The 12006-nt window shown below is 69.1% G+C and carries 5 protein-coding genes; 4 read left to right on the top strand and 1 reads right to left on the bottom strand.

What is annotated here, in order from left to right:
* The first annotated feature begins 85 nt into the window (after positions 1 to 85).
* Together FDA94_RS24590 and FDA94_RS24585 are read left to right on the top strand one after the other, a co-directional pair.
* On the top strand, positions 86 to 1090 hold the full coding sequence (locus tag FDA94_RS24590; RefSeq protein WP_137249431.1) for a hypothetical protein: 1005 nt from the start codon (positions 86 to 88) through the stop codon (positions 1088 to 1090).
* Between the two features lie 182 nt (positions 1091 to 1272).
* Positions 1273 to 2637, top strand: a complete 1365-nt coding sequence (locus FDA94_RS24585; RefSeq protein ID WP_137249430.1) for a chitinase — start codon at positions 1273 to 1275, stop codon at positions 2635 to 2637.
* Between the two features lie 97 nt (positions 2638 to 2734).
* On the opposite strand, the gene FDA94_RS24580 is transcribed toward FDA94_RS24585, so the two are convergent.
* A complete protein-coding gene (locus FDA94_RS24580; RefSeq protein WP_137249429.1) occupies positions 2735 to 4849 on the bottom strand; it encodes a ThuA domain-containing protein in 2115 nt (704 codons plus the stop codon).
* A gap of 477 nt (positions 4850 to 5326) precedes the next feature.
* On the opposite strand from FDA94_RS24580, the gene FDA94_RS24575 reads away from it, so the two are divergent.
* Together FDA94_RS24575 and FDA94_RS24570 are read left to right on the top strand one after the other, a co-directional pair.
* Positions 5327 to 8452 carry a glycosyl hydrolase family 95 catalytic domain-containing protein gene (locus FDA94_RS24575; protein ID WP_212735491.1) on the top strand — a complete coding sequence of 1042 codons (3126 nt, stop codon included), beginning with the start codon at positions 5327 to 5329 and terminating at the stop codon, positions 8450 to 8452.
* A 171-nt stretch (positions 8453 to 8623) separates the two neighbouring features.
* Complete coding sequence (locus tag FDA94_RS24570; protein ID WP_137249428.1) at positions 8624 to 11872, top strand: discoidin domain-containing protein; 3249 nt, start codon at positions 8624 to 8626, stop codon at positions 11870 to 11872.
* Positions 11873 to 12006 lie beyond the last annotated feature (134 nt).

Below are 12006 nucleotides of genomic sequence, written 5' to 3'. Positions count from 1 at the left end.
GGGAACGTGACAACGGCCCCCGTGCGGCCTGACGGGCCGGCCCGGCCGGGCCGACCGCTCGTGGATCGCCCGCCTGCGCGCCATCGTGCGCGCGGGCGGGCCCTCCGCCGCGGCCGAACTGGGCGACCTGCTCGCCAGCGCCCGCGCCCACCTGGGCGCCTCCCACGCGATCGCGCTGCGCATCGCCGCCGCGACCGAACGGGAACTGAGCCGCACCCGCCAGGTCGACGAGACGGTCGAGGCCTGGGCGGCCGTCCACGCCGAGGCGGGCGTCTCCCTCGGCCCCGACGACCCGGTCACCATGGAGATCGCCAGCGGCCACCTGCGCTGGCTGGCCCGCCGGGCCCGCCCCGACGACCTGCGCCGGGCCCTGACCGCCCAGCACGCCGAACTCGCCCGCCGCCGCGAGACCCTCGACCGCCACGACCACTGGACCGGCGTGGCCCGCGCCGACCTGGTCGTCACCCTCCTGACGCTGCCGCTGATCGAACCGGACGACCGCCGGCTCACCGCGGAGGCCGCCGACCTGGCGGCGGAGGAGTCGGCCCGCCGAGCCGCCGTCCTGGGCGACGACCACATGCTGACCTGGGAGGCCCGAGCCCTGGAGGCCTCCGCCCGCCTGGCCGCGCTCCGCTCCGGGACGGGCGGCGGCTTGGGCACGGCGGCCAAAGCGCCGCAGGAGAACGGACCCGGGCCGGCGGCGGGGGCCGGCCCGGGTACGGCGGCGGAGGTCGCGGAGCGCGCGCTGGCCGTGGCCGAGGCGTGCATGACGCTCGGCGGGCCGCTCGACGCCGGGCGGCAGATCAGGGCGGCGCTGCTGACGGCCGAGGCGCATCTGGCCGCCGACCGGCCGGGAGACGCGGAGCGGGCGGCGCGGCTGGCGGCCGGGCTGTTCTCGGTGCGGCCCCGGCCGTGGTGGGGCGGGGCCGATCCGGGGCGGCCGTGGGTGGTGATCGCCCGGACAGGGGCCCGGGCGGACGCCGCCGGCCATGCCGCCCGCGCACTGTCGGAACGGTCCAGGTGGTTCCCCGCCGACAGCGTGTGGCGCGTCGAAGTGACCAGACTTCTCCACGCTCTCGATGGGCGGTGATGACAGGAGAGCGCATTCCCGCAGCTCGTGGGCTTTCGAAGGCCATCGGCGGGTGAATTAATTCGGAAACTTTCCTATTGACAAGGGTCAATGGGAGGGTGTTCCATCCGAGTTAATTTAAGAGGAGAAGCAACGGCCGGGCTCTCCTCTGCCCGTACTCGCTCGTCGGAAAGAGACCCCCCATGCGCCTCCGCTTACTGTTGCGCGCCGGAGCCGTGCTGAGCGCCGCCGCGCTCGTGCTCACCGGTGTCGTCGCGGCCCCCGCCCAGGCGGCGGTCGGGCAGATCACCGGGTTCGGCGGCAAGTGTGTCGACGTCGCCGCCGCCAGCTCCGCCAACGGCACCGCCATCCAGCTCTACACCTGCAACGGCACCAACGCCCAGCAGTGGACGACCGGCCAGGGCCAGACCATCCGCGCCCTCGGCAAGTGCCTCGACGTGGCCGCGGCCAGTACGGCCAACGGCACCCGCGTGCAGCTCTACGACTGCAACGGCAGCGCCGCCCAGAACTGGACCCCCCAGTCCGACGGCACCCTGCGCGCCCTGGGCAAGTGCCTGGACGCCACCGGCAACTCCTCGGCCGACGGCACCCCGCTCCAGATCTGGGACTGCTTCGCCGGCGCCAACCAGCGCTGGACCCTCCCGACCGGTGGCGGCAACCCCGACCCCGGCAACCCGTCGAAGTTCCCCGGCACGCCCTACCTCTACCTCGGCTGGGGCAGCCCGCCCAGCGCCACCTCGATCATGAGCCAGACCGGCGTGCGCTCCTTCACCATGGCGTTCATCCTGTCCGGCGGCGGCTGCGTGCCACGCTGGGACGGCTCCCGCCCGCTGACCGGCGGCACCGACCAGTCGACCATCAACGCCATCAAGGCCGCGGGCGGCCAGGTCCAGATCTCCTTCGGCGGCTGGTCCGGCAACAAGCTCGGCCCGAACTGCTCCACTCCGGCGGCCTTCGCCGGCGCCGTGCAGCAGGTCATCAACGCCCACGGCCCCAACGTGGTCGACTTCGACGTCGAGAACACCGACGAGATGGGCAACTACACCGTCCAGGACCGCATCCTCAACGGCCTCAAGATCGTCAAGCAGAACAACCCGAACATCAAGATCGTCGTCACCATCGGCACCAGCCAGTCCGGCCCCGCCGGCGCCGAGGCCCGCTTCCTCCAGCAGGCCCGCGCGCTGAACGTGCCGATCGACAACTACACCCTCATGCCGTTCAACTTCGGCGCCTCCAGCATCTACAACGCGACGGTGAGCGCGTCCGAGGGCCTGAAGAACCAGCTCAAGTCCCTGTGGGGCTACACCGACGCGCAGGCCTACGCCCGCATGGGCATCTCGGGCATGAACGGCTACTCCGACAACAGCGAGGTCACCACCGTGGCCACCTGGACCCAGATCCGCGACTGGGCCAAGGCCCGCGGCCTCGGCCGGCTCGCCTTCTGGTCGGTCAACCGCGACCGTCCGTGCTCGGGCGGCCTGAACGACACCTGCTCGGGCGTGGCCCAGGCCAACTGGGACTTCACCCGCATCACCGCCGGCTTCTAACGGCATGACGACGAACGGCCCCTCCCGCCCGCACGGGCGAGAGGGGCCGTGTCGTTCAGGGCCCCCTCGCCCGCAAGACGAGGGGGCGGCTTCGGGGCTAGGAGCCGTAGACGTCGAACTCCCAGAGGGAGTAGCCCCAGGCGGTGGCCCGCTGGGTGCCGTAGATCCGCACGTAGCGGCCGGTGCCGTTGACCGTCAGGTCGTCGACGCCGCCGTCACCGGCGGTCTGGGTGCTCACGGTCGTCCAGGTGCTGTTGTTCGTGGAGGTCTCCACGCGGTACTGCCGTCCGTAGGCGGCCTCCCACTGGAGCCGCACCCGGTTGACGGTGCGGGTCTGGCCGAGGTCGACCGTGATCCACTGCGGGTCGGCGTAGGCCGAGCCCCAGCGGGTGGCGGTGTTGCCGTCGACCGCGTTGGCGCCCGCGTGGGCGCTGTTCGGCTCGACGCTGGAGACCGTCACCGGGCGGTTGCGGGAGAGCAGCGTCGGCCCGCCGGAGGCGGGGGTGCCGTAGACGCTGAGGTCCCAGAGGGAGTAGCCGTAGGCGGTGAGGGCGCGCTGAGTGCCGTAGATCCGGACATATCTACCGACGCCGGAGACCGTGAGGTCGTCCACGCCGCCGTCCGAGGCGGTCTGGGTGGTGACGGTCGTCCAGGTCGCGTTGTCGGGGGAGACCTCGACCCGGTACTGCCGCCCGTAGGCCGCCTCCCAGTTCAGCCGCACCCGGTTGACGTTGTAGGACGCCCCCAGGTCGACGGTGATCCACTGTGGGTCGGCGTAGGCCGAGCCCCAGCGGGTGGCGGTGTTGCCGTCGACCGCGTTGGCGGCCGCGTGGGCGCTGCCGGGCTCCACGCTGGAGGCCGTCACGGTCTTGCCCCTGGCGAGGTCGGTCGCCGGCGGCTGGGTCGTCTCGCCCTTGACGCGGATGTTGCGGTAGTTGATGTCCAGGCCCGCGCCGTCGTTCTGGACGCCGATGTGGCCGTTCTGGATGGCCCGGGTGCTGGTGTAGTCGTTGATCTTGACGCCGTTGAGCCAGATCTCGACCCGCTGGCCGGTCACCCTGATCTCGTAGGCGTTCCACGAGCCGGGCGGGTTCAGCGCGGCGTCCCGCAGGGCGGTGTCGGGGGCCCGGAAGCTGTAGACGCTGCCGGTGGTCCGGGTCGGGTCGGCGTCGGTGGCGTCGATCTGGATCTCGTGACCGGTGTCGACCGGCCCCCACGGATCGCCGTTCGGGTCGGGGAAGCCGATGAAGACGCCGCCGTTGTCGTCGCCCGGCATCATCCAGTCGAGCTTGAGCGAGTAGTCGGCGAACGGGGTCACCGGATACCAGAGCAGGCCCATGCCGCCGAACGAGGTCAGGGTGCCGTTCGCCAGGGTGAAGCCGCCCGGTCCCGCCTGCCGCCACTGGTTGAGGCTGGTCTGGGTGCCGTCGAAGAGGGGGGTGTAGCCGGTCTCAGGACGGCAGTCGGCCGCCCGCGACCCGGCCGCGATCTGGATGCCGCCGAGGAGCATCTGCCGGAAGTCGGCGTCGGAGAAGGTCTCCTGGGTGTGCCCCATGCCGGTGTACCAGCTCCGGCCGCCGCCGTAGTTCTGGCACCAGGTGATCGGGTGGTCGCCGCCCATCGAACCGCCGCTGTACGTCGACTCGTCGAGCGAGGCCAGCACGCGCGCCACCGACCGGGGGTTGGTGCGGTAGTTGTACCACTCGTCGAGCCGCGTCCAGGTCTGCGGCAGGTGCGAGGTCGACACGTTCGACCGGTCCTCGACCTTGACCACGGCGTTCTGGTTGGCCGGGTGGCTGGCGAAGTAGGCGCCGACGAGGCCGCCATACCAGGACCAGTCGTATTCGGTGTCGGCCGCGGCGTGCACGCCGACGTAGCCTCCGCCGCCGGCGACGTACGACTGGAACGCGGTCTGCTGGGTCGCGTTCAGCACGTCACCGGTGGTGGAGAGCCAGATGACCGCCTGGTACTGCGCCAGGTTGGCCGTGGTGAACTGGGCCGCGTCCTCGGTGGCCGTCACGGTGAAGCCGTTGGCGGCGCCCAGTTGCCGGATCGCGGTGATCCCCGCCGGGATCGAGTCGTGCCGGAACCCGGCGGTCTTGCTGAAGACGAGGACCTTCGTGAGCGGTGCCGCGTTCGCGGCCGTCGGAACGGCAGAGAGCGCGCTCCCTAACAGAACCGCCCCGAGCAGCGCCATGAGCAGTCGGCGCATCGGTGACTCCTTACTGTGCTCGCAGGAGCGCGCGCCGACCGCTACCCGAATGGTGGATTCGACAGGCACGCGGAGCCACTCGCGTGCGGGGTGTTCCGAAAGGCTCGCACACCTGACAGGACACCGTCAACGGACGATAACGATCTCAAGACATCGGAGGTATTTGGGACCGGTCCTATGGAGTTTCTTCTTGTGTGCGACATAAAAAGCAGCTGATCGACGGTCTGCCCGCGGATTCTTGATCGGTTTTCAGGAAGAGGCGAAGCAGGAGTGGGCTATTGACGCCCGAAGACATCCAATGTTAACTGCGCCTGACAGTTCCGACTTGGTAACAGTGCGAGTCGGGCCTGTGCCTGCGCAGAGGGGCCGTCGGGCTGTCCCACTCCGGTCGCCGATCACCGGTCAGGGGGCCCGGCGGCTCCCCTGTCAGAGGTGCGCACCCCCTGAATCTGCTGTGGTGACCAGGAGATCGATGACATGAGATTTCTGAGAGCGCTCCCCGCATTAGCGCTCGTCGGCGGGCTGGCGGCCGGGGGAGTGGTGACGTCGCCCGCGCTGGCGTCGACGACCGACCACGCCTTCGACCAGTCGGCCGGGGCCCTGAACGTCAACTACGCGGGCTATCTGTCCAAGCACGACATCGTGTACAACCGGCCGAACACCAACCCGAACTACGGCCTGACGGTCGGCAACGGCAAGACCGGCGCCATGGTCTGGAGCCAGAACGGCATGACCATGCAGGTCTCCGGCGCCGACCTGGCCCAGCAGTCGACCTACGCGGCCGGCACGCTGACCCTGAACACCAGCCCGGGGCTGGACACCGGCTACACGACCTACCAGCAGCGCCTCAACCTGTACGACGGCACGCTGACCACCAAGTACGACAACAACCGCACCGTGACGATCCTGGGCCAGCCCGGCTCGGAGGTCATGGGCATCCGCGTCGAGGACACCCGCGGCGGGCTCGGCACCACCACGGTCGACCTCGGCCTGTGGGACCCGAACACCGTCCAGAACATCGCCGACACGCCCGACCTGAACACCTGGCGGACCGTCCAGACGTTCAACGACTCCTCGGTCGCCGGGTTCAGCCGGGGCCAGACCGACGCCAACGGGTTCGGCTACACCTTCGCCGCCACCGTCGAGGGCGCCGCCTACTCCACCTCGACCGTCAACGGGCGGACCGTCCGGCTGAGCATCACCGCCGACAGCGACTACACGATCTGGTTCACCGCGGCCTCGCGGAAGAACGCTCCCTCGGCGAACTCGGTGCAGCAGGCGCGCAACCAGCTCACCAATGTGAAGTCGGCCGGAATCGGCACCACGCTCACCAACTTCAAGAACTGGTGGCACAACTTCTGGGGTAAGTCGTTCGTCCAGTACGGCGGCACCGCCGACAACGACTATCTGGAGAACTTCTACTACCTGAGCACGTACATCATCGCGGCGGGCGGGTACGGCAACTACCCGTTCCACTTCATCAACGGGGTCTTCCGTGCCACCGGAGACCAGTCGAAGTGGTCCAATGCCTATTGGTACTGGAACATGCGCCACGTCTACTACTCGTTCTACGCCTCGAACCACGTCGACCTGATGGACGTGTTCAACAATCTCCATTCGAGGAACTACAACGCGCTGAAGTCGTACACCCAGACCAGATACGGCATCGACGGGATCTGGCTGCCCGAGACCTACGGCTGGGACGGCAACGCGCGCGGCACCATCAACTCCGACTTCACCAAGAACACGATGTCGACCGCCGCCGAGGCCGCGTACAACATGTACCTGCGCTACCGGTACACCAACGACGCGACCTACCTGGCGAACACGGCCTACCCGTTCATGCGCGAGGCGGCGAAGTTCTACCGGAGCTTCGTGTCGCGCGACGCCTCGACCGGCCAGTACTACATCGCCAACTCCAACGCCCATGAGACGTACTGGAACGTGCGGAACGCCCTTACCGACCTGACCGCGATCCGCAGCCTGTTCCCCGTGACCATCCAGGTGGCGCAGCAGCTCGGCGTCGACGCGACGCTGCGCACCGAGCTGCAGAACATCCTGAACAACCTGGTGCCCTACTCGGTGGTCAACAACGCCTACCAGCCGCACCAGCCGCCGATCTCGCAGACCCGCAACAACGAGAACGTCTCGGCGGAGATGATCTGGCCGTACAACCTGACCGGCATCGGCTTCCCCGACTACTCGACGGCGCTGAACACCTGGAACGTGCGTCCGCACCCCTACGGCAACGTGTGGGCCAACGACGCGGTCCAGGCCGCCCGCCTCGGGCTGGGCGACCAGGCCTTCCAGGGCATGAAGACCATGGCGCAGCGCTACCAGAACTACCCGAACAGCTTCACCAGCAACACCAACGGCGTGTTCGAGTACCACGGCGTGCACCTGTCGGCGATGAACGAGTCGCTGATGCAGTCGTACAACGACAAGATCCGGGTCTTCCCGGCCGCGCCGAGCAGCTCCTCGTTCATCGGGAAGTTCTCGCTGCTGGCCAAGGACGGCTTCATCGTGTCCTCCGAGCGGGAGGGCAACGAGACCAAGTACGTCGGCATCAAGTCCCTCCACGGCAAGCAGGCCACCGTGGTGAACCCGTGGGGCACCCAGCAGGTCCGCGTGCGCCGCACCTCCGACAACGCGATCATCACCACCAGCTCGGCCGGCGAGATCAGCTTCGCGACCGCCGCCAACGCGGTCTACGTGGTGGAGCGCACCGGCAAGCTGCTGTCGGCCTACAGCCAGACCCAGCTCACCGGCACCGCCAACCAGGCGGCCAAGTCGCTGAGCGGCACCGCCTCCACCCTCGGCATCAACGGCGGCGGCACCCCCGGTCTGATCAACAACACCGAGCTGACCTACGACTCGAACTGGCACCTGACCACCGGCCGGGGCTACGGCGACTACAACGACGACACGCACCACAGCACCACCGTCAACGCCGCCGCGACCTACACGTTCACCGGCACCGGCATCGAGATCCTCTCGGAACGGTTCTCCGACATGGGCAACGTCGACGTCTACATCGACAACGTCTTCCAGCAGAACGTGAACCTCTACCAGAGCGGCGCCCGGCAGGCGCAGCAGGTCGTCTACGGCAAGACCGGCCTGTCCAGCGGCCAGCACACGCTCCGGGTGGTCAACAAGACCACGTCGGTCGGCATGATCGACGCGGTCCGGGTGATCACGGGCTCGACCCCGGCGAACACCTACACGCTGCGGTCGCGGGCCAACAACCTGTTCGTGTCGGCCGCCAACGCGACCACCCCGCTCATCGCCGACAAGACGACGGCGGGGGCGACCGAGCAGTTCGTCCGGGTCGACCTGGGCGGCGGCAACATCGCGCTGCGCTCGGTGGCCAACAACCTCTATGTGACCAACCAGGGCGGCGGCAACGTGCCGCTCTTGGCGGACCGGCCCTCGGCCGGGTCGTGGGAGACCTTCACGGTGGTGACCAACGGCGACGGCTCGATCAGCCTGCGGGCCACGGTGAACAGCCAATACGTGTGCGCGGAGGGCGGCGGGGCGCAGAACCTCGTCACCAACCGGCCCGCGATCGGACCATGGGAGCAGTTTGATCTAGTTCCTGTGTGATTCCAGAGCGTGAGCCACGGTCGCCCTTCGGCCGCCCGCGTCTCACGCCGGGGCAGTAAGCGCGCCGGTGACCGCTTGTGGCGGGTGGTCATCGGTGCGTTCTCTATCGGCGGCTCTCGGTGACCACGGGCCGTCGTCTCGTCCCCCTTTCCCTCCTGCACTGGAGACCCCATGTCAGGTATCCCGCGCCTGCGCGCGATCCTGGGCGTGTTGGCCCTGATCGTCGTCGCACTGGTGCCCGCCGCACCCGCACACGCGGCGCCGCCACCCACAAGTGGTTTCGAGAAGGTCCGGCTCGACAGCGGCCTGTCGATGGGCGAGCCCATCGAACTGTCCGTGCTGCCCGACGGCAAGGTGCTGTACATCAACCGCGGCACCAGCGCGGGCGGCGGCCAGGTCCGCCTGTACAACCCGGCCACCCAGGCGACGACGGTCGCCCTCACCCTCCAGCTCGACGCCCGCTTCGAGGACGGCCTGATCGGCATCACCCTCGACCCGGGCTTCGCGACCAACCGCTGGGTCTACCTCTTCTACTCGCCCAAGGTGACCCCGCTGGTGAACCGGATCTCCCGGTTCACCTTCAACCCGTCGACGAACACGATCCCGGCCGCCACCGAAGACATGATCATCGAATGGCCGACCGAGCGTGACCTGTGCTGTCACTCCGCCGGGTCGATGACCTGGGACGGCAACGGCAACCTCTACTTCGCCGTCGGCGACAACACCAACTCGGGCGGTGACTCGGCGGGGATGGCACCCATCGACGAGCGCACCGGCCGCAACCAGCAGTACGACGCGCAGCGCACGTCGGGCAACACCAACGACCTCCGGGGCAAGATCAACCGCATCCACCCGGAGGCCGACGGCACCTACACGATCCCCGCCGGCAACCTGTTCCCGCCGGGCACGGCGCAGACCCGGCCCGAGATCTACGTCATGGGGACGCGCAACCCGTACCGGATCTGGGTCGACAAGCAGGGCGGCAACACCCTTTATTGGGGTGAGGTCGGGCCGGACGCCGGCGCGACCATCGCCAACCGCGGACCGGCTGCCTACGACGAGTGGAACCGCGCCACCAGCGCGGGCAACTACGGCTGGCCCTACTGCGGCGGCCCGAACGTGGCCTACAACGACTGGGACTTCGCGGCCAACGCGCCCCGGGGCTGGTTCCCCTGCGGCGGCAGCACCGGCCCGGTCAACAACTCGCCGCGCAACACCGGTCTCCAGCAGCTCCCGCCCACGCGGGGCGCGCTGGTGTGGGAGCAGCACGGCGGCAGCAAGGAGTGGCCGGCCCTCGACCAGCCCGGCGGCTGCGGCTCGCCGAACCACGCCGAGGTCTACCACTACAACCCGAACCTCAACAGCGCGGTGAAGTGGCCGCAGTACTACGACAACAAGCTGATCATCACGGAGTACTGCCGTAACTGGATCAAGGAGGTCCAGTTCAGCAACGGGAACCCCGCGACCGGCAACCCGACGATCATCGAACCTGTCCTCGCCGGGATGCCGTTCGTCCACCCGATCGACATGGAGTTCGGCCCCGACGGGTCGCTCTACCTGCTCGAATACGGCAGCGGGTACTTCTCCGGGGCGGCCGACGCGGCCCTGGTGAAGATCAACTACGTGCAGGGCGGCCGGTCGCCGGTCGCGGTGGCCACGGCCAGCGTGGACAACGGGCTCACCCCGCTGACCGTGCAGTTCTCCAGCGCGGGCAGCAACGACCCCGACGGCAACCCGCTCACCTACGCGTGGGACTTCGACGGCAACGGCACCACCGACTCGACGGCGGCGAACCCGTCGTACACGTACACGACCAACGGCGACAAGAGAGCAAGGCTCACCGTCAACGACGGCACCATGACGGGGACCACCCTGATCCCGGTCGTGGTGGGCAACAACCGGCCGGTGGTCAACGTCGGCGGGCTGCCCAACGGCGGCCTGTTCTCGTGGGACGAGCGCCTGACGGCATCCGCGTCGGCCACCGACGCGCAGGACGGCACGATCCCGTGCGCCAACGTGGTCGTGCGGGCCGCGCTCGGGCACCAGGAACACGCCCACGAGGAGGGTGAGGGCACCGGCTGCGGCGCCTCCTTCGACGTCGGCCCGGTGCACGCCGGTCCCGACTCGGTGCTGTTCTGGGTGATCAGGGCCTCCTACACCGACCGCGGCGCCACCGGCACGGTGCCGCTGACGGGCGAGCGGGAGATCACCCTGTGGCCCAAGCAGTGGCAGGCCGAGCACTACGTCACCCTCAACGGGCCGCGCGTCGTCGACCAGGCCCAGGCCGAGGGCGGCAAGCGGCTCGGCGACATCCAGAACGGCGAGTGGGTCCGCCACCACGCGGTGAACCTCCAGGGGATCACCGGGGTCAAGGCCCGCGTCTCCACCGCCAACGCCGGGGGAGTGCTCTCCTTCCGGTACGACTCCCCGACCGGCCCCGTCGTGGCCAGCGTCAACGTGACGAACACCGGCGGCTGGGACGACTACGTGGAGCTGACCGCTCCCGTGAGCGCCCCGGCCGGCACGCACGACCTGTACCTGACCTTCTCGGGAGCGGCCGGCACGGCCGTGTTCGACGTCGACAGCTACACCTTCACCGGCCCCGGCGTCTCGACGCCGGTCGGCGGGGGAGGCGGCGACCTCGCCCAGGGCAAGCCGGTCACGGTGTCGAGCACGGAGGCCGGGGCGAACGTCGCGGCCAACGCGGTCGACGGCAACGGCGCCACCCGCTGGTCCAGCCTGTACGCCGACCCGCAGTGGATCACGGTGGACCTGGGGGCGTCCTACGACGTCAACCGGGTCAGGCTGAACTGGGAGGCGGCCTACGGCCGCCAGTACCGGGTGGAGATCTCCCCGAACAACAGCACCTGGACGGTCCTGTCGAACCAGACCGCCTCGGACGGGGGAGTGGACGATCTCTCCGTCAGTGGCACGGGGCGGTATGTCCGTATATATGGAACCCAGCGCGCGCTGACGCAGTACGGCTACTCGCTCTGGGACCTCAACGTGTACGGCACCCCGGCCGGCGGGACCGCCCAGTTGCTGTCACGGAGCAGACCGGTGACGGTGTCGAGCACGGAGGCCGGGGCGAACGTCGCGGCCAACGCGGTCGACGGCAACGCCACCACCCGCTGGTCCAGCCTCTACGCCGACCCGCAGTGGATCACCGTCGACCTGGGCCAGACCCGGTCGATCTCGCGGGTCCGGCTCCAGTGGGAGGCGGCCCACGGCCGGCAGTACCGGGTGGAGACCTCCAATGACAACAGCTCCTGGACGGTCGTGAACACCCAGACGGCCGGCGACGGCGGCGTCGACGACCTCGCGGTCACCGCGTCTGGGCGATACGTCCGGATCTACGGCACCCAGCGAGCCACCGCATGGGGCTATTCGCTCTGGGAGTTCGACGTCTACGGCGTCTAGGCAGGTCAGCCCGAGGGCCGCGACGGACCACCAGGTCGGTCGCGGCCCTTCGGAATCATCGGATCTCTTTCCGGTTGCGGCTATTGACACGCCTGTAACACGCGGGGCATTCTTCTTGAGAACCAAACATCGGA

The sequence above is a fragment of the Herbidospora galbida genome (assembly GCF_005233835.1).
In the GTDB taxonomy this organism is placed as follows: domain Bacteria; phylum Actinomycetota; class Actinomycetes; order Streptosporangiales; family Streptosporangiaceae; genus Herbidospora; species Herbidospora galbida.
Note: the sequence above shows the minus strand (reverse complement) of the source record. Positions and strands in the feature narration are given on the sequence as shown.